A 22,593-nucleotide genomic window follows, 5' to 3' on the forward strand; every position below is an offset into this window, starting at 1 on the left:
ATCCGCGGCAGCGGCCGGGCTCGCGACGAGGAGGCCCGCGGCCAGCGGCAAACCGGCAAGCAGGAGTACGGAATGGCGCTTCAAGGTGATCCCCAGGGTGAAGAGGGCCATGTTCCCCCACGGCCCAGCCAGCGCATTCTTCAGCATGGGGGTTGCGATTGGCAACAAAGTTGCAGGTTGCTGCAAGCCGGCGCCTGGGCTCCGGTTATTCGGGCTCGTTGTGGTGGGCTCCGCCGGACTGGAACGACGTGGTGACGCCGGCGTACATGAGGTGCGTGACCAGCCCCTGGGCGGCGTGCTGGAGGTTGTGGCAATGGTCCATCCAGATGCCGGGGTTGTCGGCGACGAAGGCGATCTCGTAAGACTCGTTGTCCTCGACGTTGAGGGAGTCGACCCACCACGGGCTGCCGGTCGCGGGGAGGCCGTCGCGGCTCAGGACGACGATGTGGTGGCCGTGCAGGTGCATCGGGTGCACCTGGCCGGACTTGTTGCGCACGGTCATCCGGACGATGTCGCCGTCGGTCACCATGAACATCGGGACCTTCGGGAACTGGTGGCCGTTGATTGTCCACCAAAGGCCCGGCCGTCCGTCGAAGAAGCCGGGGCGGCGGCCGATCCGGTACTCGAAGTGCCGGGTCGCCTGCGCCGGGTCGAAGCCGAGGGCCTTCGGGACGCCGTAGCTCAGCAGGTCGACGCGGTCCCGCGGCTCGGCCCCGGCCGGGGCATCGCCGGCGCCGATCACCAGCGTCGTCGGGCCGCCGCCGAGACCGATCCTGACCGCGGATCCCCGCGGGACGGTCAGTTTCAGGTCGATCCGGCCGCCGGCCGTGACGAGGATCGACTTGTTCTCGACCACCGGCGGCTGGTTCACGTCGGTGCCGTCGACCGCGACCACCCGGTACGCCGTGCCGTCGACCCACGCGGCCATCGGCCCGTTGTCGGTGTTGACCAGCCGGACGCGCACCTCGGCGCCGGGCGCGGCGGCGACGCGGCGTTCGCCGTACTGGCCGTTGACGGTGCGGAGCTTGTCGTAGGTGTGGACGGCGGCGACGACGTCGCTGTCGGTCGGCGAGATCACCAGGACGCCGTACAGGCCCTTGGCGACCTGCTCGTGGGAGACCTGGTGGGAGTGGTACCAGTACGTGCCGGCGTCGACGGCGACGAACTTGTAGACGAAGCTCTCGCCCGGCAGCACGGAGTCCTGGGTCACCCCGGCGACGCCGTCCTCCGCGGGCGGGACGTCGACGCCGTGCCAGTGCAGGGTCACGCCGTCGGGGACGGACTCGTTGTGCAAGGTCACCTGGATCAGCTGGCCTTGGCGCGCGGAGATGCGGGGACCGGGTGAAGTGTGGTTGAGCGTGTAGCCGTCCTCGAAGGATCCCCGTCCTTCGATCTGGACCGGTTCCTTGCGGGCGGTCAGTTCGACCAGTACGTCGGCCTTGCGGTCGGCCGGGACGGAGAACGACGCGAGGTCGCGCTGATGGCCGGCGTGCTCTCCCACGGTGGGGCCGCCGCCGAAGTCGGCGTACCCCATCGTCATCGGCGACAGGTCGCCGGGTACGAGACTCTGTTGCCAGAAGAACCCGATCGGCGCGAGCACGGCGACCGTCGCCGCCAGCGCGGCGACGAACCGTTTGCTTGCCTTGGGCATCTAGATGTGCGCGCTCGCCGTCGTCGGCGCCTCCGTTCGGGCGACTGCCCGGCGACCGGCGATCCCGGCGACCGCGAGCAGGGCCAGCGCGTTGATCCCGTGCAGCGCCCCGATCGCCGGGGCGGCGAAGGACGCGAACGCGAGCGCGATCTGCAGCACGACCAGCCCGACCACGATCAGCGCCCACTTGACGCCGCCGGCCACGTGCGCGAAGAACGAGACGATCAGCAGCAACAGTGCGAGGAGCGGGATCACCATCATCCCGACGATGCCGTGCAGCTGGTGACCGAAGTTGCCCTCGTAGTTCTTGTCGATCACCAGCCCGCCGTCCACGTCCTTGAGCGCGGTGAACCACCCGAGCGCGATCGCCATCACCTGCACGACGACCCCGAGCCCGATCAGCAGCGCGAGGTAGCGGTAGACCGATTTCATGGATCCTCCCCCGGATCCGCGCGACCGTCCGCCGATCAGAGTCCCCCGCTCCCCGGCCCGAGCACCCCCGCCCAGGAGTCGCGCGCTTTTCTCATGGTGCGACGGTCACCGCCGGTGCACAAGAGTCCAATTCGGTGACTTCCCGTCACCTTCAGTGGTTGCGCGTGAAGGCCTGGTAGAGCCCGAGCAGCGGCAGGAACGGCTCGTGGTGGGTGATCAGCGCGGACTCCGGGACGATCAGCGGCGCCAGCGCGCCGGTCGCCACGACCGGGACCTCGCCGGGCGCCAGCGACTGCTCGGTGAGGATGCGCGTGACGAGGCCGTCGACCAGCGCGGTGAAGCCGAAGATCGCGCCGGCCTGCAGCGCCTCGACGGTGTTCTTGGCGACGGCGGCCCGGGGCCGGGTGAGCTCGACGCGGCGGAGCTGCGCGGCGGATTCGCCGAGGGCGTCGGTGGAGGTTTCGATACCGGGGGCGATCGAGCCGCCGACGAAGGCGCCGGCCGGGTTGACCAGGTCGACGGTGGTCGCCGTACCGATGTCGACGACGACGCAGGGAGCGCCGTACCGGTTGACCGCGCCGAGCGCGTTCGCGATCCGGTCGGTACCGACCTCGCGCGGGTTGTCGACGAGGACCGGGAGGCCGGTCTTCACGCCGGGCTCGACGACGACGCTGGGGACCTCGCGGTAGTAGCGGGAGACGACGTCGCGCAGCTCGTGCAGGACGTGCGGTACGGCGGAGCAGACGGCGACGCCGGACACGGGCGTCTCGCCGGCCAGCAGGCCGTCGAGCAGGACCGCCCACTCGTCAGCGGTACGGCGGGGGTCGGTGCCCACCCACCAGTACCGCTTGACGGTGCCCTCGAAGACCAATCCGACCAGGGTGCGGCTGTTCTCGACCGCGACGGCGAGCAGCACTAGGTCGTGCCTCCTCTTCCCACGCCGTAGCGAGCAGGTGCTCGGCGCGGTAGCTCGGTGTGCGGGGGACGAGGTTGCGATGCGAAGCATCGTGGCCTTGGCACCCGTGCAGCGAGGTGCCGTGCCGAGTGCCGCGCAGTAGGCGTGGGAAGAGGAGTCACGGCCTCGAGACTTCCTGGAGATCCAAGGCGATGTCGAGGACCGGAGCCGAGTGGGTCAGAGCCCCGACGGCCAGGAAGTCGACGCCGGTCTCGGCGACCTTGCGGGCGACGTCCAGGGTGAGACCGCCAGAGGCCTCCAGGCGGGCCCGCCCGGCGATCTTCTCGACGGCTTCGCGGAGCTGGTCGACCTCCATGTTGTCCAGCAGGATCAGGTCCGCGCCGGACTCCAGCGCGATCAGGGCGTCGTCGACCGAGTCCACCTCGACCTCGACGGCGATCTCCGGGTAGGCCTTGCGGACCAGCCGGAACGCCTCGGCGACGCCGCCGGCGGCGATCACGTGGTTGTCCTTGATCAGCGCCGCGTCGGACAGCCCCATCCGGTGGTTCTTGCCGCCACCGCACCGGACGGCGTACTTCTCCAGCGAGCGCAGCAACGGCATCGTCTTGCGGGTGTCGCGGATCACCGCGCCGGTGCCCTCGATCTCGTCGACCCAGCGCCGGGTCAGCGAGGCGACCCCGGACAGGTGGCAGACCAGGTTGAGCATCGTGCGCTCGGCGGTCAGCAGCTTGCGGGTCCGTCCCCGGACGGTCAGCAGTACGTCGCCCTTTTTCACCGCCGTACCGTCGGTGACCGAGTGCTCCACCTCGATCTCGTCGTTGCCCGCGACCAGCCGAATCACCAGTTCGGCGATCTCGAGACCCGCGACCACACCGTCGGCCCGGGCGACCAGTTCGGCGACCGAGACCTGCGCCTCGTCGACGGTGGCCGTGGTGGTGACATCGACACCGCCGGCCAGGTCCTCCTCGATGGTGGCCCGGACCAGGTCCTCGACCCACCGCCTGTCGAGCGTGTCATCCATGTCGCTACTTCCCCTCCGATGCTTCCTTCAGCGCCACGAAGGCCGTGGCCGGCCGGGCGGTGGTTCCGTCCCCCGGCAACGTGAGGTCCAGATTGCCCGACCACTGTGTGTCGTCGCGATCCGGGTGGTCCTCACGCCAGTGCGAGCCGCGGCTCTCCTCGCGCACCGTGGCCGCCGCGACCAGTGCGGTCGCGACGGTCGCCAGGTTGGTGGCCTCCCAGCTCGGCGTACCGGGCTCGCCCGCGGGCTTCCGGATCAGCTCACCGAGCCGGTCTCCGGCGTCCGCCAGTCCGGTCGCGCTCCGGATCACTCCGGCGCCGACCGTCATCACCCGTTGCAGCTCCGGTACGACGTCCGCGTCCACCAAGCCGGGAACCCTACCGTCGTCGGCCGGTTCGCGCAGGTCGGGCAGGTCGTCGGCCAGCACGGCCGCGATCCGGCGGGCGAAGACCAGGCCCTCCAGCAACGAGTTCGAGGCGAGCCGGTTCGCACCGTGCACGCCGGTGCAGGCGACCTCGCCGCACGCGTACAGGCCGGGCACGGACGTCTGGCCGTGCAGGTCGGTCCAGACCCCGCCGGAGGAGTAGTGGCAGGCCGGCGCGACCGGGATCAGTTCGCGGACCGGGTCGATCCCGTGCGAGCGGCAGGACGCGAGGATGGTCGGGAACCGCACCCGCCACTTCTCGTCGCCGAAGTGCCGCGCGTCGAGCAGCATGTGGTCCTTGCCGGTGGCAAGCATCTGCCGCATGATCGCCTTCGCCACGATGTCGCGCGGTGCCAGGTCGGCGAGCTCGTGCTGACCCTCCATGAACCGGTTGCCGTCGTGGTCGACCAGGAACGCGCCCTCGCCGCGGACGGCCTCGGAGACCAACGGCTGCTGGCCTTTCGCGCCCTTGCCGAGCCACAGCACGGTCGGGTGGAACTGGATGAATTCCAGGTCCCGCACCTTCGCGCCGGCCCGCAGCGCGAGCGCCATCCCGTCGCCGGTCGAGACGCTCGGGTTGGTCGTGGCGGCGTACAGCTGACCGAGCCCACCAGAAGCCAGTACGACGGCCCGGCTGCGGATCGCGCCGACGCCGTCGAGCTGCCCCTCGCCCATCACGTGCAGCGTGACGCCGGCGACCGCGCCGTCCGCGGCCCGGAGCAGGTCCAGCACGAGCGCGTGCTCGATGATCCGGATGTCGTCGGCCCGCTTCACGGCAGCAACCAGCGCGCGCTCGATCTCGGCACCGGTCGCGTCGCCGCCGGCGTGGGCGATCCGGTTGCGGTGGTGGCCGCCTTCGCGGGTCAGCGACAGGTCGCCGTCGGCCAGCTTGTCGAACACGGCACCGAGCTCGATCAGGTCCCGTACGGCGTCCGGCCCTTCCGTCACCAGAGCCCGTACGGCGGCCGGGTCGCTCAGCCCGGCGCCGGCGACCAGCGTGTCCTGCAGGTGGTCCTCGGGCGAGTCCTCAGGGTCGAGCGCGGCCGCGATCCCGCCCTGCGCCCACTGCGTCGAGCCCGACGCGACGACGTCCTTGGTCACCACCAGCACGGACCCGAACTCGCGCAGCCTGAGCGCGGCGGTCAGTCCCGCGATCCCCGAGCCGATCACGACGACGTCCACCGTGTCGGTCCAGCCGGGTGCGGGCGCAGCTAGCCGTTGCGGAACGGCAGGAGCAGTCATCCAGCGACCGTATCAATGGATTTCATCGGAGGGTGATGGAAATGTTGTCAATGAGACGAGTCGTGCCGACGCGGGCGGCGATCAGCATTCTGGCCTCGCCGGGACCGATCACCGGGCCCAAGTCGGGCGCTCTGAGCGCCAGGTAGTCGATCTTCACCGACGGGACCGCCTCCAGCTCGGCGTGCGCCGCCGCCAGTACGGCGTCCGGCCCGTTCATCCCGGCTTTCGCGCCCGCGGTGAGCGCCCGGTACAGGACCAGGGCCTCGTCACGCTCGGTCTCGTCCAGGTACCGGTTGCGCGACGACAGCGCCAGCCCGTCGGGCTCGCGCACGGTCGGGACCGGCACGATGTCGACGTCCCAGTCCAGGTCGCAGACCATCTCCCGGATCAGCGTGATCTGCTGGTAGTCCTTCTCGCCGAACAGCGCCAGGTCCGGCGAGGTCAGGTGCAGCATCTTCGCGACCACCGTCAGGACGCCGCCGAAGTGTCCCGGGCGGACCATGCCCTCCAGCTCGTCGGCGAGTGGGCCGGGGTGCACGGTGATCGACGGCTCGTTCGGATACAGCTCGTCGCGGGACGGGTTGAAGACCAGGTCGACGCCCTCGGCCTTGGCGATCGCCAGGTCGCTGGCCAGCGTGCGCGGGTACCGGTCGAAGTCCTCGCTCGGCCCGAACTGCAACGGGTTCACGAAGATCGTCAGCAGCACGCTGCCCTCCGGCCCGACCCGCTCGCGGGCCTCGGCGAGCAGCGCGGCATGGCCGTCGTGCAGCGCGCCCATGGTCATCACGACCGCCCGCGGGCGGACCGCCGCCGCGGCGCGCAGCTCGGCCTTCGTCTGGGTGAGTCTCATCGCGGTGCCTCCCCTGTCCGGTGCCGCTTCAACAGCTCGGCGAACCGGCCGGCTGTCGCGCCGTCGATCCGCCCGTCCTCTGTCACCCGTTCCACCGTGGCCCGGGCCAGCTCGGCGTACGTGCTCGCCGTACGGCCCCGCAGGACGGCCAGGTGGGCCTCCACCGTCTCCACGTCGCCGCGCGCGATCGGCCCGGTGAGCGCATCATGACCGGACCGCAGCGTGTTGTCGAGAGTTGCGGACAGCAGCGGGCCAAGCGCCGCCGCCGGATCCCGTACTCCGGCTTCCTTCAGTACGTCGTACGCCTGGCTGACCAGTATGGTCAGGTGGTTCGCCCCGTGCACCAGACCGGCGTGGTAGAGCGCCCGCTGCTCTTCGGCGACCCACTGGACGCCGGCACCGAGCCCCTTGACCAGGCGCTCGACGAAGGCGGTTGCCTCGGCTGGAGCCGTGGCGGTGAACACCACTCCGGTCAGGTCGACCAGGCCGCCTGGGAACGTCATGGGCGGGTGTAGTGCGACCGGTGTGGCTTCGGTGCCCTGCAGGACTCCAAGCCCGTGCGCACCCGACAGGTGGACGACGTACTGGTCAGGTGTCAGCGGCAACGTGGCCGCGACCGGTCCGATCGCGTCGTCCGGTACGGCGAGCAGTACGACGTCCGCCTGGCGGGTGACCTGGTCAGGCGGGAGTACAGGTACGTGCGGGAGCAGGTGGGCGGCCCGGTCGAGCGATGCTCGCGAGCGCGCGCTGACGCCGGTGACGGGATGTCCGGCCGCCGCCAAGGCTGCTCCCAGGGCGCTGCCGGCCCGCCCGGCTCCGATGATGCCGATGCGTTCCATGTCCACTCTCTACGTTCCAGTCCTCTACCGAGGTACCAGACGATTGGTGCGGTTGCGGACAAGGGTAGTGCGGATTGTGTGGGTGTGGTGGAGTCCTCCGTCACAGATGGGAGCATGAGCCCGTGAGCAGATCCGCAGAGCCCTGGGCCGAGCCGACCGGCCTGACCGCGATCCTGATCGCCGTACCGGAGCTGGCCGCGTTCACCGACCGGTGGCGGTCGGCGTCGTACTCGTCCGCCCGGCCGCAGCTGCCGCTCAACGCGATGATCCCGCCGCACGTGACCGTGCTGGTGCCGTGGGTGCAGGACCCGACGCCGGAGGACGTGCAGCGGCTGACCGAGGCCGTCGCGGACGTGGCGCCGTTCGACCTGTCGTTCCGGGCGGCCGGGCAGTTCGCGAACGGGACGGCCTGGCTGATGCCCGAGCCGTACGACGAGGTGCTTGCCCTGGTCAACGCCGTCCTGTTCGCGTTTCCGGACTGCCCGCCGTACGGGGGTGAGCACCTGGAGCCGCGTCCGCACCTGACGATCTCCTCGTCGGCGCAGGGCACTCCGGCGGTGGTCGCCGAGGCCGAGGAGGCGCTGGCCAAGTCTCCGCCGGCGCCGGTGCGGATCGACGACCTCACCCTCTGGCGCGAGGGCGAAGACAGCGTGTGGCAGTTGATCGGCTCGGTTCCGCTCGGTGCGTAGCTTCCGCACCGCCTGGGACCTCGCTCTCTACGGACCCGAAGGTTTCTACCGTCGGGAGCGTCCGGCGGCTCACTTCCGTACTTCTGTCCATGCCTCCCCGCTGTTCGCGGGTGCTCTGGTGCGCCTGGCTCGCGAGATCGGGGCGTCCGAGCTCACCGACATCGGCGCCGGCTCGGGCGAGCTCGGCCGTGCGGTTGCTGCACTGGCGCCCGACCTGACCGTCACCGGCATCGAGCTCGACGACGAGCTGCCGGCGACGCTCACCGGCCTGGTGATCGCCAACGAGTGGCTCGACAACATCCCCTGCGAACTGGCCGAGCTGTCCGACGACGGCGAACCCCGGTACCTGCTCGAGGATCTCTCGCTCGGCTCAGTTGTCGAGGGCAACGACCGCGCCTGGCTCGACGCCTGGTGGCCGCTGGCCGAACCGGGCGACCGCGCCGAGATCGGTACCACCCGCGACGCCGCGTGGTCCGGCGTACTGGACCGGCTCGAGGACGGGCTCGCGATCGCGATCGACTACGGTCATGTCCGCGCTGGGCGGCCGCCGTACGGGACACTGAGCGGTTTCCGCCGCGGCCGTGAGTGTGACCCGGTCCCCGACGGCTCCTGCGACATCACCGCCCACGTCGCGCTCGACTCCCTCGGCGGCACCATCACCACCCAGCGGGGCGCGCTCCTGACCCTGGGAGTCTCAGCAGACCGCCCCGGCAACGACCTGGCTCGCAGCGACCCTCTCCGCTACGTGGCCGGGCTGTCGTCCGCAGGAGAGGCAGCGGAGCTGCTGGACCCGGCCGGACTCGGCTCGTTCGGCTGGGTCTGGACCGCGAGAGGTGCTGACGTCGTACGGCGGGCCTCGCGGGCTCTGGTGGTCTGAGCTTCCAGGAGGAGGGCTGCGTCGGCTACGTCCCGGTGGAGGGCTACCGCGTCGGTCGGGCCGAGCGGGGTGTCCACGTGGACGTTGGCGATCCGCAGGCGGCGCTGGATCGGCCCCTGCTGGACCCGGACCGACTGGGTCTTGTGGTGGAGGACCACTGAGGTCTTGCGGCTGATCCAGCCGCGCTGGGTGACCAGGACCTGGTCGTCAGCGCCGTACGCGAGGTAGCGCCAGCCGACCGGCCGCAGCCACTTCACCCGGCTCGGCGCCTGGTGCATCTCGATGCGGGAGAGGTCGAAGCCGGGCAGGACGCGGTTGAGTACGCCGGCCACCTCGGAGCGCTCGCCGACCGGGAGCAGCTGGACGCCGTTCTGGTCCTCCTCGCCGTCGCCGGAGATGCTGCCGACCACGCCGGCGATGTCCAGGTCGACGCGGGACCAGCCGAGGCGGCGCCAGATCACCGGCTCGGTGATCAGCAGGCCCTGCACCCGGCCCGGCGGGACGGTCTGGCGCTGCAGGTCGAACAGGCCGCGCTTGGTCCGCAGACCGTCGCGGCTCTCGATCAGCGTGAACTTGTGGTTGCCGACGACCTGCTTCCAGATCGGCTGCACCACACCGAGCAGCAGCGGCACACCGGCGAACAGACCGACGTGGAACTCCAGCACGGTCGTCGCCACGATCAGCCAGATCAGACCGGCGAGGCTACCGAGCACGGTGGACGACAGGAGCGTCGCACCGAGCAGGCGGCCGGTGGGGACGACCAGCAGCGGCGGCGGCTCGTGCTCCGGTCGCACTGCCTCCTCGACGGAGTCCTTGCCCTTGGCCCTGACCAGCAGGATGCCGCGGAGCTTGGCCGCCTCCTCGGAGGTGAAGTAGCTCAGCTTGCCGTCGCTGCGGCTGCCGCCCGCGACGTCCATCCGCAGCTCGGCCATGTTGAACAGGCGCGCGACGAAGGGCTGGGCGACGTCGATCGCCTGGATGCGATCGAAGCGGATGATCCGCGTCCGGCGGAAGAGGAACCCGCTGTCGACCCGGATCGCGTCGTCGGTGAGCTGCCACTTGGTGAACCACCACGACAGCGCGCCGAGCAGCATCCCGCCGACCAGGACGGCGCCCAGCGCGATCCCGGCGATCTTGAGGTTGCTCCGCAGGCCCTCGTTGTTGGCCATCGCGAACGCGGCGACGACGAAGTAGCCCCAGCCCTTGACGAAGGGGGTGAGCGGGTGGAGCCGGTCGCCTTCGCGCTCGGTCAGGGGCGGTGGTGTGTCGCCGGGTGCCGGGGTCTCGCCGGGTGCCGGGGTCCCTCCGGGTGCCGGGGTCCCTCCGGGTGCCGGGGTCCCTCCGGGTGCCGGGGTCCCTCCGGGTGCCGGGGTCCCTCCGGGTGCCGGGGTCTCGCTGGATGCCGGCGTCTCGCCGGGTGGTGGCGTGCTCGGAGCCGCGGCCGGCGGTGCGCCGTACGGGGTGGGGTTCTGCTCGGTCACAGGCCCCACGCCTGGGCTTGGCCGAGGGCGGACAGGCGGTCGCGCAGGCGGCTCGCCTCGTCGGGGTGCAGGCCGGGGATCTTCGCGTCCGTGGCCGGCGTCGCCGTGTGCAGCTCGACCGTGGCGATCCCGTACGACCGCTCCAGCGGCCCGGCCGCGACGTCGACGAACTGCATCCGCCCGTACGGCACGACGACCAACTGGCGGAACATGATCCCGTGGCTGACCAGCAGCTCGTCCTCGCGTTCGGCGTACTTCCAGGACCGCTGGTTGCGCCCGATCAGGCTCCACGACCAGGCGAACCCCGCCGCGACGACGAGGACCCACAGGCCGCCGTACAGCCAGCTCAGGGTCAACCCGAACGCCAGCAACCCGGCGATCGCGGTCACCCCGCACAGGATCGCCGACGTGACCCGGCGCGCCGCCGCGAGCTTGGGCGAGACCGGCGTCCAACTGACATCCGAAGGTGCGAAGAGGTCGTCCACGCACCAAGCCTGTCACGATAGGGGGCATGAGTGCGGAAAGAGTCGTCGGAATCGGCGCCGGAGCGGCGGGACTTGACCCGGCGTACGAGCGTGGAGGGACCGGCAGCGGGTCCCAGCTGCCGACCACCGACATGGTGCTCAACATCGGTCCGCAGCACCCCGCGACGCACGGCGTACTGCGTCTGCGGCTGACGCTGGACGGCGAACGGATCGTCGGCTGCGAGCCGATCATCGGCTACATGCACCGCGGCGCCGAGAAGCTGTTCGAGGTGCGCGACTACCGGCAGATCATCGTGCTCGCGAACCGGCACGACTGGCTGTCGGCGTTCTCCAACGAGCTCGGCGTCGTGATGGGCGTCGAACGGATGATGGGCCTGGAGGTCCCGGTCCGCGCCGTCTGGATGCGGACGCTGCTCGCCGAGTTGAACCGGATCCTCAACCACCTGATGTTCCTCGGCTCGTACCCGCTCGAGCTCGGCGCGATCACGCCCGTCTTCTACGCCTTCCGCGAGCGCGAGACGATCCAGTCCGTGCTCGAGGAACTGTCCGGCGGCCGGATGCACTACATGTTCAACCGCGTCGGTGGGCTGAAGGAAGACCTTCCGTACGGGTGGCTCGGGCGTGCGTCGGCCGCTTCCGCCGCCGTTCGTGGGCGGTTGCCCGACATCGAGAACCTTGTCCTCGGCAACGAGATCTTCCGCGCCCGGACCGTCGGCGTCGGTCGGCTCTCCCCCGAACTGATCGCGGCGTACGGCGTCACCGGCCCGATCGCCCGCGCCTCCGGCGTCGACGCCGACCTGCGCCGCGACGAGCCCTACCTCGCGTACGACGAACTGCTGCGCGACGGCGTCCTGCGCGTTGTCACCCGCTCCGACGGCGACTGCTACGCCCGCTTCGCCCTGCTGCTCGAACAGGTCAAGGTCTCCCTCGACCTCGTCGACGCCTGCCTCGACCGCCTCGCCACGATGCCCGCCGGTCCGGTCAACGTCCGCCTCCCCAAGATCCTCAAGGTCCCCGAAGGCCAGACCTACACCTGGACCGAGAACCCCCTCGGCATCAACGGCTACTACCTCGTCTCCCGCGGCGACAAGACCCCCTGGCGCCTGAAGCTCCGCTCGGCGTCCTTCAACAACATCTCCGTACTGCCCGAGATGCTCCCCAACACCATCGTCGCCGACATGATCGCCATCCTGGGCAGCATGTTCTTCGTGGTCGGCGACATCGACAAGTAGCTTTGCTTGTCCCCTCCACACGTTTTCCCCCACGCGGCCGGCTACGCCGCGTGGGCTGATGCCGCGGCGGCCGACAGAAGTCACACAGCAGAGAGCAGCTGCCTTGCTATATACTTAGCGTTTCATTTCTGAAACCGTAAGTGTGTTAGTGTATGAAATACGGAACGCTAAAACCACGGAGGTCGTCATGGCGACAGCTCGCCCGACACCCATGGCGGTCAATCGTGCCCTTGCGCAAGCAGGCACCCACCTGGCCACCTGGCGCCGCCTGCAGCAGCTGACCTCCGAGCAGGTCGCCGACCGCGCCGGTGTCTCCCGCACGACCTTGCACCGGCTCGAGTCCGGCGCCGGAGCCAGTCTCGAGAACACGCTCCGCGTCGCGAGAGCCCTCGGAGTCATGGACCTCTTGGTCGCATCCATCGATCCGTACAACTCCGACGTCGGGCGTCTCCGCGCCGACGAGGAACTTCCGCAACGGGTCCGGCGACCAGCGCAACCTCGGAGGCAGACCGGTGCCGAAAGCTGAACGCCGGCTGGTAGCAGCACAACGGACGGTGGCCGCGACCGGCGAGCCCCTGCCGTCCAAGGTCGATGTCTGGGTCCAGATCGACGGGACGGACGTCCTGGCCGGCCACGTGAACTCGCACTACGGCCGCAATGCCGAATCGGCGACCTTTCTCTACGACGCCGCGTACCTGGCCAACCCGCGGTCGTACGATCTCGAGCCTGCCCTACCGCGGATTGCCGGCGCCCTGCACACATCGGTCGGCGTCGCGCTCTTCCATTCCTTCGCCGACAGCTCACCCGACCGGTGGGGCAAGGCACTCATCACCAAAGGCGAACGGCAGCGGGCGCGGATCGCCGGCTCGACACCTCGCACACTGAGCGAGTTCAGCTACCTCCTGGGGGTCCGTGACGACCTACGGCAAGGCGCGATCAGGTTCGCTCTGCCCGGTACGCAGACCTTCATGGCCGACGACACCACCGGCGTACCGGCTCTGACCGACCTGCCCGAGTTGCTCGACCTCGCGGCCCGCACCGAGAACGACGACGCGGACCTGGCGGCCATCCGTCGCCTGGTGCGCGCCGGCAGTTCGTTGGGCGGCGCGCGCCCGAAGGCTCACGTCCGGACCGACGACGGGACGATCGCCATCGCGAAGTTCCCCAGCCGTGCCGACTCCTGGAACGTGATGGCTTGGGAGAAGATCGCGTTCGACCTGGCCGCCGCGGCGGGCATCCCGGTCCCGCGATCACGGCTGCTGAGGATCGCGGGCCGGGACGTGCACGTCATCGACCGGTTCGACCGTGCCGGGTCCAACCGCATCGGCTACATCAGCGCCATGACGATGCTCGAGGCAAGGGACGGCGACACCGGTAGCTACCTGGACATCGGGTCGGCGATCGAGCAGCACTCGGCCGCCGCCACCGCCGACCTGCGCGACCTGTGGACGCGGGTCGTGTTCTCGATCCTGATCTCCAACGTCGACGACCACCTGCGCAACCACGGCTTTCTTCGCGCTGACAACGCCTGGACGCTGTCACCGGCCTTCGACCTCAACCCCGATCCTTCGCCAGGGACCAAGTTCCTGGCGACCGCGGTCAACGAGGACGAGACGGAGGCCAGCATCGACCTCGCCCTCGAAGTGGCCGAACTGTTCCGCCTGGAACCGTCCGAAGCGCTGAAGATCGTCGCCGACGTCGGGCGCACGACCGCACAGTGGGCCGAGGTCGCCGCACGCCGCGGTCAGTCGAAGAAGCAGATCGACGAGATGACTCCCGCCTTCGACCACGCGCAGGCCTCGGCGGCACGAAAACTCGGCAGCTGAGAGATCAGCCGGGAAAGAAGCTGACGGCAGCGGCGGATACGGCGCAGGTACGGGCGGAGTACGGGCAGCGTGGTGTTCGCGGCGGGTTCTACGCTCGGGCGGCGGCTCGGGAGATTAGTTGCGTGGGGCAACTGGACGTCGATCGGCCGCTTCGTTCACTTCTGGAGGGGTTCTTTGATGCGCAGATCCATCGTCGCCGGGGTGACGGCAGTGGCGGTTGTCGCGACCGGTCTGGCCGTGACCGGGATCCTCGGGTCCGCGCGGCCCGCGGCCGCGGCGCTCGGCGACGTACCGTCGGACTGCAAGAGCTGGACGACGGCGTACCGGTCCGACGGGCAGCGTCTCAGCTACAACTACTCGGCGCGGAAGACCATCACCAAGGCGATCGTCGACGACAAGCTCGGCTGGGTGCCGACCGGCCTCGCGGCGGGCGCCGAGTCCGGCAGCGATGACAACTACGCCAGCGCCAGCCTGGTCACCCATCCGACCGACGGACAGCTCTACTACCTACATCGTGTCGTCCAGCGGATCGACGGCGTCGAGAAGGTCACCAAGCTGACCACCACCAGCCTCGCGGCCGGGTTCGAGGGGACGCGGATTCTCGCGGACGGGCCGTTCCCCTACTACTACCGCGTCGCGGGCAACTCGCTCTACCGCTTCCAGACCACCTTCGGTCAGGAGGGGCCGCCGATCTCGACGCCGGTGAAGCTGTCCGGCGACTGGGGCACCGTCAACACGTTGCGGTACCAGCGCACCGGTGGAACGGCCGACGCCCCGGTCCACGTGCTCTTCGGTACGACGTCCGACGGGCAACTCCTCGAGTGGCGCATCCCCGTGACGGACCCGGCCACGATCACCACCAAGGTCCTGCAGGCGACCGGCTGGGAGGAGTTCACGAGTCTGACCCAGGGCTCCTGCGCCTCACGCCCCAACGGCCGGCTCCTGCTCGGCATCAAGCCGGGCGGGCGGGTCGCCCTGCGCTTCGACGCCAATGCCAAGGACGGCAAGGGCACCGACTTCAAGGGTGGCTCCCTCGGCTCGGTCGGCTGGACCGAGAAGGCCTACTGACGGCGACCGGCCCGCAGGTACGGGCCGAGTACGGGCAGTGCCGCGTCGACGGCGTACGAAACGATGTCGTTGGCACCTGTGTGCGAGATTCACCAGCCCTACCCGATCCTCTGGAGGATTCCCCCGGATGCGTAAATCCATCGTGGCCGCCGCGACGGCGCTGACCGTCGTCGCGACCGGTCTCGGCGTGGCCGGTCTGGTCGGCACCGCCCGTCCGGCCGATGCGGCGATCGGCGACGTTCCCGCCGACTGCGGCGTCTTCACCGCGGCGTACCGCTCCGACGGGCAGCGCCTGTCGTACGGGTACGACGACGGCCGGACCAGCACCAAGGAGTACCGCAACGACAACCTCGGCTGGGTGCCCTCGGCGCATCAGCAGCTCGGCGGCTCCGGTGACGACACCGTTTTCCGCAGCACCGAGGTCGCCGCTCACCCGACCGACGGCTGGCTCTACAAGATCAGCCGAGCGGGCGAGCTGCAGGACGACGGCAACTGGACGATCACCGCGTCGAGCGCCGACCGTCTCGTCAACGGCTTCGCCAGCACCCGCGTACTGGCGTCGGCGTCGCCGTACCTGTTCCGGGTGGCCGGCACCTCGCTGTACCGGTACCAGGAGAAGTACGTCGACGGCGAGTTCACCTACTCCGCGCCGGTGAAGCTCGCCACCAACTGGGGCAGCGTGAACACCCTGACCTACGAAGGCACCCAGGGCACCGGCAGCAGCACTGTCGACGTACTGATCGGCACCAAGTCCAACGGTGAGCTCCGGGAGTGGAAGATCAACCGCGCCACCCCGACCAAGATCACCGGGAAGACGCTGCGGTCGACCGGCTGGGGATCCTTCACCAGCCTCAGCACCGGCTACTGCGACGCCCACCCGAACGGCCGGCCGCTGCTGGCCATCACCGCCGACGGCCGGGGCTCCGTGCACTTCGATGCCAACAGCAAGGACGGCGTCGCGACGGACATGAAGGGCGCGTCACTCGGCCAGCTCGGCTGGACCGCGAAGGGCTACGGCCAGTAGCAGGCGTTTCTCCAAGGTGCCGACGATCCTGTCCCGGGTCGTCGGCACCTTGTCGTTGGGCGATCAGCCCCCGACGGCCTGCTGGATCAACGGGAGCAACTCCTCGGCGATCCCCGGCGCCAGCGCGATTGTGGCGCCCGAAGCGACGTCGTGCGGCGAACCGTCGAGATCGACCACGACCGCGCCCGCTTCGCGGGCGATGATCGAGCCCGCGCTCGTGTCCCAGGGCTTGTTGCTGAACATGATGGCGGCGTCGAGGCTGCCGTCGGCGACCAGCGCCAGGTGCAGGGCCGCCGTACCGAGCATCCGGATCCGCTGGACGCGCGGGACCAGGAGGTTGACCAGAGCGAGGCGCGGCTGGTTCTTCTCGGCGGCATCAGCGCCGACGGCGAAGTCGCCGGCCATCACCAACGCCTCGGAGAGCACGGTCGTCTTGCTGGCCTGGACCGGGTCGCCGTTGCGGGTGGCACCGAGGCCGTCGGCGGCCAGGTAGCGGGTGCCGAGCATCGGGAAGTCCAGTACGCCGGCCACCTGCTTGTTGCCGTCCACGAGGCCGAGGGAGATGCCCCACAGCGGTACGCCGTGCACGTAGTTGACCGTGCCGTCGATCGGGTCCAGCACCCAGGAGAGCTCCCCGGAGCCGGGGTGAGCGCCCTCCTCCTCGCCCAGGAACGCGATCTCGGGCGTCACCTTGGCCAGGTGTTCCCGGACCGCCTGCTCGACCGCGATGTCCGTATCGGAGGCCAGGTCCCGGTCGCCCTTCGAGTGCAGAGCCCCGGGCTCCCGCGACTCGACCAGGTCGGCAGCGACCGCCACCGCCCCTTCGGCGATCTCCAGCAAACGGGACAGGTCGGTCACAGGCTTCTCCTCAGCAGTCGGGTCGGCACCAGCAACCTAACCGAGCGGCGGAAACACCTGACCCACCGGCAGCCCGTCCAGCACTTCCTGCAGCGCCGCGTCGACGTCCCCGTGCACCTGCAGCACCCTCAGCTCCGCCACGGCGAACACCTTCGCCAGCAGATCCCCCACATGCTCCTGATGCCGGACCACCGCCGCCGAATCGGCGTACTCCTCCAGCACCACCACGTACGACGGCCCCCGAAACCAGTCGTACCGCAAGGTCCCAGGCTCCTCAGCCACCCGCCCCTGCAAGCCCCGCACAAGCTCCAGCAGCTCCTGCTCAGCCCCATCCCGTACGACGAACTCAGCCCGCACCAAGATGCTCACGACCGACCTCCTGCTCAGGAAGCAGCGAGGCCGCGGAGCTTCAGGTCGACCACCGTGGGCGCATCGGCCTGGGAGTGCTTGTCGCCCGCAGCCACGACCGTGGCGACCTCTTCGTCGATCTTGTCGAGGCGCTGGTCGATCTTGTCGAGGCGGCGCTGCATCAGGTCGACGAACTCGGCGTTCTCGACGACGCGGGCGCTGGTGATCCTCGAGTACTCCTGCGCGACCTGGGCGCGTTCGTCGCTGTGCGCGAGACGTTCGACCAGCAACTGGTGGCGGATCAGCAGCGACGCACCGATCGCGACCAGTACGGCGGCGACGGCGGCGGCGCGCAGGATCCACGCGTTCTGGGCGAACAACGCGATACTGACGGCCAGGCAGACGACGATCAGCAGACTGTTGGCGGCGGTGAGAACTGTGGTCCTGGTTCGACGGCGGCTACCCCTTGACCCCATGGACCGACATGTTAGGGGGTCTCGTCGGGGTCTTCGGGGACACGACACGCACGTTCGAGCAACAATCCGGCCGTGACGACCAGCACTGAGATCACGGCGGCGACACCCGCTGTGATCACCCGGTTCCGCGGCCCGCTGGAACCCACCGCGTTCACGAAGGATAACGCGAACCCTGCGTAAACACCGGTGCACAACGCGCCGACGAACGCGCTGGCTTTTCCGATCATCAGCAGGAAGACCGCGCGCGACGCCTCGATCCGTTCCCGCCGGACCTGCACCCGCTGGTTGGTGTTGCGCGCGGCAACGAACAGCAGCGCGGCCAGGAACGACCACGCGACCAGTGTCAGCCAGGACACGGTCGGTGCGACGCCGCCGCCGGACTCGATCGCCTTGACCATGGTGACCCCGATCGCCGTCCCGAGGACGGCGATCGCGATCAGCAAACGGCGAGACGTCGGCCGGACCGAGCCCGGACGCGGCGGCTGCCGGCCGGGCGCCCGGCCCGGCCCAGGACTGCCAGACACCACTACTGCAACTCGATGGTCGGGTCGTCGAGCTTCGTGACGCCCGCCGTTCCGACCTTCGCCAGCAGGTCGGCGACCGGCCCGAGGCCCGGCAGCTCGGCGTCCGGCTCGATGTCCAGCCACGGCGCCAGCACGAACGCGCGCTCGTGCGCCCGCGGGTGCGGCACCGTCAGCTCGTCGGACTCGATCGTCTTCTTGCCGTACGTGATCAGGTCGACGTCCAGCGTCCGCGGCGCGCCCGGCACGCCGCGCTCGCGGCCGAAGGCCTGCTCGACCGCGTGCGCGCGGTCGAGCAGCGTCTCCACGGCCAGCGTGGTGTCGGCCAGCAGCACGATGTTCAGGTACGGGCCGGACTCGTCCGGGCCGCCGATCGGCTGGGTCTCGTAGACCGGCGAGACGTCGACGACGACGACGTCCGGGGTGTCCCGCAGCGCGTCGACGGCGCCCTGCAGGTTCGCCTCACGGTCGCCGAGGTTGCTGCCGAGCGACAGGATCACCTGGCGGATCGGCTTCAGGCCGCCGCTGAGGGTATCCGCGTCGATGACGTGGGGACTAGGGGTCTCAGTCACGGGGTTTCTCCGGGTTTGCGCTGCACGGTCAGGACAACATCGTCGAACGGCACGGTGATCGGCGCCGAGGGTTTGTGGATCGTCACCGCGGTCCCGGTGACGCGCGGGTCAGCCAGGCAGATCGTCGCGATCCGCTCGGCCAGGGTCTCGATCAGGTCGACCGGGTCGTTCTCGATCGCCGCGTGCACCTGCTCGGCGACCACGCCGTAGTTCACGGTGTCGGCCAAGTCGTCGGAGGCGGCCGCCTTCCGGGTGTCCAGCTCGAGCCGGACGTCAACGACGAACTCCTGCCCGTCGGCGCGCTCGTGGGTGAACACACCGTGCCGGCCGAAGCCCCGGATGCCGCGGATCTCGATCACGTCAGGGGGCACCGCGGGACCGCTCATTGCGCCTCCTCCGATCGACCCCCAGACGACAGTACCGGGGAGGCATGGTGGATCCACAACCGCCAGCCGGACGAAGTCTTGCGGAACACGTTGGTGGCGAGCGCCTTGCCGCCCGCGAAGCCCTCTTCCGGGGCCCCCTCGCCGGACGACAGCACGTTCTCCGTGCACGTGACGTACGCCACGTCGCCGTCGACCCGGGCCTGCACGTCGGTGAGGAAGAACTGGATGTACGGCGTGTTCGCGAAGATCATCGCCCAGGCCCGCATCATCTCGGAGTACCCGGAGATCGCCGCGTTGCCCGGGTGGATGCAGACCGGATCGGGCTCGGGCAGCCAGACGGCGGCCATCAGGTCCAGGTCGCCGGCCTCGAACGCGTTGTAGAACGCCGTGTTCGCGGTCAGCACCCCGGTCTCGGCCGACGGTCCGCGCGCGCCGGCCCGCTGCTCCGGCGCCGCGGCTTCCGGCGTACCGGCTGCGCCCGTCGCCTCCGGCTGCTGCTCCTGGTTCGGCTGATCCTCGGTCATACGGCTCCCCACCTGCTCGCCACCCGGACCGCGTCCGCGCTCGGTGCCACCGAATGTGCCCGGACGCACCAGGCTCCATGCGCGGCGGCCAGGGCGGACACCGCAGCGCTCGCGTCGTCTCGTCGTACGGCGGGCCTGGGCTCGCCGGTCTGCTCGTCGGCGAGCAGCCTACCGAGGAACGCCTTGCGGGACGCACCGATCAGCAGCGGACGGCCCAGTACGCCGAACTCGCGCAGCCGGCGCAGCACCTCCCAGTTGTGGTCCGCGTTCTTCGCGAACCCCAGTCCCGGGTCGAGCGCGACCTTCGCCAGGTCGATCCCGGCGGCCGCGATCGCCTCCAGCCGGACGGCGAGCTCGGCGATCACCTCGGCGACCACGTCGTCGTACCGGGCCCGGTCCTGCATGTCGGCGGAGTGACCACGCCAGTGCATGCAGACGTACGGCGCACCGCGGTCGGCGACCAGCGGAAGCATGTCGGGGTCGGCCAGCCCGCCGGAGACGTCGTTGACCATCACCGCGCCGGCGTCCAACGCCAGTACGGCGACGTCGGCGCGCATCGTGTCGATCGAGACCAGCGCACCGTCGGCGGCCAGCGCCTCGATCACCGGCAGCACCCGCCGGATCTCCTCGGCCGGCTCCGGCCGCTTCGCGCCCGGCCTGGTCGACTCACCGCCGACGTCCAGCAGGTCGGCGCCCTCGGCCAGCAGCTCGCGGCCGTGCTTGATCGCGGCGGCGGGTTCGAACCACTCCCCGCCGTCGGAGAAGGAGTCCGGGGTCACGTTGACGACACCCATCACCAGCGCGCGGTCCGGTGTGGGCAGTCCCTGAACATGACTCGGTGGGGCAGTTCGCACTGGACCACCGTAGTGGTCCCGATCGAACTGCCCCACCTAGGTACCAGGCCCCCATCAATCTCCGAGCGCCTGCCGGGGATCGCTAACCCAGTACCAATGAGGCGCCACTCGCGGACAGCGCCTCACCGATCGGTTGTGAGTAGGACTCGCTGGACCGGCCGCGCTTGCCCAGGCACTCGCCGCGGATCAGGGCCGCGCCGCTGGTGATGCCGAGCGCGTAGCTGCCGGTCAGGTTGGGGCCGCCGGAGTCGCCGGTCTGGACGCAGGCCGTGTGCTGGTACAGGCCTTTGACGATCTGGTTGTCGCCGTAGTTGACGGTCACGTTCTTGGCCACCACGCGGCCGCAGGACCACTGGGTGGTCTTGCCGGACTTGCAGACCGAGGCGCCGACGGTCGGGTTGGCCGTGCCCTGGATCCGGATGTCGCCGTCGTTCCAGCGCTCGACCTCACCGCGCAGGTCCCAGCCGTCGATCACCTTGACGGTGCCGAAGTCGTTGCCCGGGTAGCTGGAGGTGCGGGTGTCGCCGAGGATGTAGCCGTTGCGCGAGAACGACGGCTTGCCCGCCGTACAGTGCCCGGCGGTCAGGAAGATGCGGCTGCCGTCCTCGGCCCGGGCGTTGAAGCCCAGGGAGCACGTGTAGCCGGTGTTCTTGTCGACCTGTACGCCGCCGCGCAGTCCGAAGTCGTCGGCGGTCGGCGTGATGGTGCCCGGCGAGCTGCGGATCGTGACGCGGTCGCCCTTCGCCGCCGCGCGGCGCAGGAAGCGCTGGGTGCGCAGGTCCTTGGCGCCGTCCGGCACGGTGACGACGACGGTGCCGCTGATCGGGTCGACGTACCAGGACTTCACCTGGCCGGCGGTCGAGCCGACGGCGAGTTTGTCGAGGTCGCGCTGGACCGACTGCAACTGCTTCGCGGTGAACTCGACCAGCCGGGGAACCGCCCCGGCCGCCCGGACCAGCTCCGCGGTCGCCTCGTCGGAGACGGCGACCACCAGCTCGCCACCGTCGTCCAGGTAGCTGCCGACGATCCGGGACCCGAGCTGGGTCTCCACCGCGTCGGCCTTGAGGATGCCCTGCTGCTGCAGCAGATCGGTGTCCTGCGACCCGACCGTGCTGCCCGATCCCGCCTGTCCCGCGCGGGATTCCGCCTGCGCACCGTTCGCCGCGATCAGTCCCGCCGCCGTGAGAGCGACGATCCCGGCCACCGCGGCGCCAACCCGGCAACGCCCTGACATACGTTCCTCCTCACGAGACGCTCCCGATCGGACCGCCACTACGGAACGTATGCGTTCGAACACGGAAAGTCCATGGGAAACAACCTCTGATTTCTCAACGACCTGGGAGCGCGGGGGCTACGGGCAGGCCGGATCGAAATGCGCGGGTCGCGTCGCCCGGAGGACTTGGAGACGAGAAGTCGCGGTCGGGTCAGCCGACGATCAGGCTCATCGCTTCCGCGCGGGTGGAGGGGTTGCGGAGCTGGCCCCGGACCGCCGACGTGATCGTCTTGGCGCCGGGCTTGCGGACTCCGCGCATGGTCATGCAGAGGTGCTCGCACTCGATCACGACGATGACGCCGCGCGGCTTGAGGATCTCCACCAGCGACTCCGCGACCTGCGTGGTCAGCCGTTCCTGGACCTGGGGACGTTTGGCGTACACGTCGACCAGGCGGGCGAGCTTGGACAGGCCGGTGATGCGGCCGTCGGGGCCGGGGATGTAGCCGACATGCGCGACCCCGGTGAAGGGCACCAGATGGTGCTCACACACCGACCAGACCTCGATGTCCTTGACCAGGATCATCTCGTCGTGGCCGAGATCGAACGTCGTGGTCAGCACGTCCGACGCGGTCGACCCCAGCCCGGCGGTGATCTCCGCGTACGAGCGGGCCACCCGGGCTGGGGTCTCTTTCAGTCCTTCGCGGTCCGGGTCCTCACCGATGGCGATCAGCAGCTCGCGGACCGCCCGTTCGGCCCGCTCGTGGTCGAACGTCGGTGAGGTCAT

25 protein-coding genes and 1 pseudogene are annotated in these 22,593 nt (G+C 69.9%); 7 read left to right on the forward strand and 19 right to left on the reverse strand.

The annotated features are described in order from the left end of the window. Positions 1-205: 205 nt before the first annotated feature. From HDA39_RS26235 to HDA39_RS26265, 7 genes are all read right to left on the reverse strand, one after another. Positions 206-1,651, reverse strand: coding sequence for a multicopper oxidase domain-containing protein (locus HDA39_RS26235; protein ID WP_184799432.1), 1,446 nt, complete (start codon positions 1,649-1,651; stop codon positions 206-208). Then, positions 1,652-2,083, reverse strand: a complete 432-nt coding sequence (locus HDA39_RS26240) for a hypothetical protein (RefSeq protein ID WP_184799434.1) — start codon at positions 2,081-2,083, stop codon at positions 1,652-1,654. A gap of 151 nt (positions 2,084-2,234) precedes the next feature. After that, on the reverse strand, positions 2,235-2,999 hold the full coding sequence (locus tag HDA39_RS26245; protein WP_184799436.1) for a type III pantothenate kinase: 765 nt from the start codon (positions 2,997-2,999) through the stop codon (positions 2,235-2,237). Positions 3,000-3,156: 157 nt separating this feature from the next. Further along, positions 3,157-4,020: a carboxylating nicotinate-nucleotide diphosphorylase gene (gene nadC, locus HDA39_RS26250; RefSeq protein WP_184799438.1), complete on the reverse strand. Its 864-nt coding sequence runs from the start codon at positions 4,018-4,020 to the stop codon at positions 3,157-3,159. Between the two features lie 4 nt (positions 4,021-4,024). Continuing rightward, the gene (locus HDA39_RS26255; RefSeq protein WP_184799440.1) at positions 4,025-5,686 is read right to left on the reverse strand and encodes an L-aspartate oxidase; all 1,662 of its coding nucleotides are present in this window, start codon (positions 5,684-5,686) and stop codon (positions 4,025-4,027) included. A 22-nt stretch (positions 5,687-5,708) separates the two neighbouring features. Then, positions 5,709-6,536 carry a pantoate--beta-alanine ligase gene (gene panC / locus HDA39_RS26260; protein ID WP_184799442.1) on the reverse strand — a complete coding sequence of 276 codons (828 nt, stop codon included), beginning with the start codon at positions 6,534-6,536 and terminating at the stop codon, positions 5,709-5,711. Then, on the reverse strand, positions 6,533-7,375 hold the full coding sequence (locus HDA39_RS26265) for a Rossmann-like and DUF2520 domain-containing protein (RefSeq protein ID WP_184799443.1): 843 nt from the start codon (positions 7,373-7,375) through the stop codon (positions 6,533-6,535). Before HDA39_RS26265 ends, panC begins: the two co-directional genes overlap by 4 nt. 122 nt (positions 7,376-7,497) lie before the next feature. Here HDA39_RS26265 and HDA39_RS26270 point away from each other — a divergent pair, with 122 nt between their 5' ends. After that, positions 7,498-8,064, forward strand: coding sequence for a 2'-5' RNA ligase family protein (locus HDA39_RS26270; RefSeq protein WP_184799445.1), 567 nt, complete (start codon positions 7,498-7,500; stop codon positions 8,062-8,064). A 118-nt stretch (positions 8,065-8,182) separates the two neighbouring features. Next, positions 8,183-8,716 (forward strand): annotated as a pseudogene (locus HDA39_RS42550) (SAM-dependent methyltransferase); the annotation flags it as partial. Positions 8,717-8,805: 89 nt separating this feature from the next. Here the strand turns inward: HDA39_RS42550 and HDA39_RS41890 are convergent. Together HDA39_RS41890 and HDA39_RS26285 are read right to left on the reverse strand one after the other, a co-directional pair. Next, on the reverse strand, positions 8,806-10,422 hold the full coding sequence (locus HDA39_RS41890) for a PH domain-containing protein (RefSeq protein ID WP_337925898.1): 1,617 nt from the start codon (positions 10,420-10,422) through the stop codon (positions 8,806-8,808). Next, positions 10,419-10,907, reverse strand: coding sequence for a PH domain-containing protein (locus HDA39_RS26285; protein ID WP_184799449.1), 489 nt, complete (start codon positions 10,905-10,907; stop codon positions 10,419-10,421). The genes HDA39_RS41890 and HDA39_RS26285 overlap by 4 nt, the downstream gene beginning before the upstream one ends. Positions 10,908-10,933: 26 nt before the next feature. On the opposite strand from HDA39_RS26285, the gene HDA39_RS26290 reads away from it, so the two are divergent. The 5 genes from HDA39_RS26290 to HDA39_RS26310 all read left to right on the forward strand — a co-directional run bounded on the left by HDA39_RS26290 (position 10,934) and on the right by HDA39_RS26310 (position 16,057). Then, the gene (locus HDA39_RS26290; protein ID WP_184799451.1) at positions 10,934-12,139 is read left to right on the forward strand and encodes an NADH-quinone oxidoreductase subunit D; all 1,206 of its coding nucleotides are present in this window, start codon (positions 10,934-10,936) and stop codon (positions 12,137-12,139) included. 187 nt (positions 12,140-12,326) lie between these two features. Then, positions 12,327-12,665 carry a helix-turn-helix domain-containing protein gene (locus HDA39_RS26295; RefSeq protein ID WP_184799453.1) on the forward strand — a complete coding sequence of 113 codons (339 nt, stop codon included), beginning with the start codon at positions 12,327-12,329 and terminating at the stop codon, positions 12,663-12,665. Beyond that, entirely contained in the window at positions 12,652-13,965 is a 1,314-nt protein-coding gene (locus HDA39_RS26300; protein ID WP_337925899.1) for a type II toxin-antitoxin system HipA family toxin, read from the forward strand. Before HDA39_RS26295 ends, HDA39_RS26300 begins: the two co-directional genes overlap by 14 nt. A 177-nt stretch (positions 13,966-14,142) precedes the next feature. Next, positions 14,143-15,033, forward strand: a complete 891-nt coding sequence (locus HDA39_RS26305) for a hypothetical protein (protein WP_184799455.1) — start codon at positions 14,143-14,145, stop codon at positions 15,031-15,033. Between the two features lie 127 nt (positions 15,034-15,160). Then, positions 15,161-16,057 (forward strand): hypothetical protein, encoded by an 897-nt coding sequence (locus HDA39_RS26310; RefSeq protein ID WP_184799457.1) that lies wholly within the window; start codon positions 15,161-15,163, stop codon positions 16,055-16,057. Positions 16,058-16,120: 63 nt separating this feature from the next. Here HDA39_RS26310 and HDA39_RS26315 read toward each other — a convergent pair whose 3' ends face one another. From HDA39_RS26315 to folE, 10 genes are all read right to left on the reverse strand, one after another. Further along, on the reverse strand, positions 16,121-16,915 hold the full coding sequence (locus HDA39_RS26315; protein WP_184799459.1) for an inositol monophosphatase family protein: 795 nt from the start codon (positions 16,913-16,915) through the stop codon (positions 16,121-16,123). 36 nt (positions 16,916-16,951) lie between these two features. After that, positions 16,952-17,284: an antibiotic biosynthesis monooxygenase gene (locus HDA39_RS26320; protein WP_184799461.1), complete on the reverse strand. Its 333-nt coding sequence runs from the start codon at positions 17,282-17,284 to the stop codon at positions 16,952-16,954. 14 nt (positions 17,285-17,298) lie between these two features. Continuing rightward, the gene (locus HDA39_RS26325) at positions 17,299-17,739 is read right to left on the reverse strand and encodes a hypothetical protein (protein WP_184799463.1); all 441 of its coding nucleotides are present in this window, start codon (positions 17,737-17,739) and stop codon (positions 17,299-17,301) included. A gap of 11 nt (positions 17,740-17,750) precedes the next feature. Then, positions 17,751-18,263: a DUF3180 domain-containing protein gene (locus HDA39_RS26330; protein WP_337925900.1), complete on the reverse strand. Its 513-nt coding sequence runs from the start codon at positions 18,261-18,263 to the stop codon at positions 17,751-17,753. A 2-nt stretch (positions 18,264-18,265) separates the two neighbouring features. Then, positions 18,266-18,832, reverse strand: coding sequence for a 2-amino-4-hydroxy-6-hydroxymethyldihydropteridine diphosphokinase (gene folK, locus HDA39_RS26335; protein WP_184799467.1), 567 nt, complete (start codon positions 18,830-18,832; stop codon positions 18,266-18,268). Next, the gene (gene folB / locus HDA39_RS26340; protein ID WP_184799469.1) at positions 18,829-19,218 is read right to left on the reverse strand and encodes a dihydroneopterin aldolase; all 390 of its coding nucleotides are present in this window, start codon (positions 19,216-19,218) and stop codon (positions 18,829-18,831) included. Before folB ends, folK begins: the two co-directional genes overlap by 4 nt. Beyond that, a complete protein-coding gene (locus tag HDA39_RS26345; protein ID WP_238356151.1) occupies positions 19,215-19,742 on the reverse strand; it encodes a nuclear transport factor 2 family protein in 528 nt (175 codons plus the stop codon). The genes folB and HDA39_RS26345 overlap by 4 nt, the downstream gene beginning before the upstream one ends. Then, positions 19,739-20,536: a dihydropteroate synthase gene (gene folP, locus HDA39_RS26350; protein ID WP_184806563.1), complete on the reverse strand. Its 798-nt coding sequence runs from the start codon at positions 20,534-20,536 to the stop codon at positions 19,739-19,741. The genes HDA39_RS26345 and folP overlap by 4 nt, the downstream gene beginning before the upstream one ends. A 142-nt stretch (positions 20,537-20,678) precedes the next feature. Then, positions 20,679-21,830, reverse strand: coding sequence for a S1 family peptidase (locus HDA39_RS26355; protein ID WP_184799471.1), 1,152 nt, complete (start codon positions 21,828-21,830; stop codon positions 20,679-20,681). Between the two features lie 190 nt (positions 21,831-22,020). Then, complete coding sequence (gene folE, locus HDA39_RS26360) at positions 22,021-22,593, reverse strand: GTP cyclohydrolase I FolE (protein WP_184799473.1); 573 nt, start codon at positions 22,591-22,593, stop codon at positions 22,021-22,023.

This window comes from Kribbella italica, from assembly GCF_014205135.1.
In the GTDB taxonomy this organism is placed as follows: Bacteria; Actinomycetota; Actinomycetes; order Propionibacteriales; family Kribbellaceae; genus Kribbella; species Kribbella italica.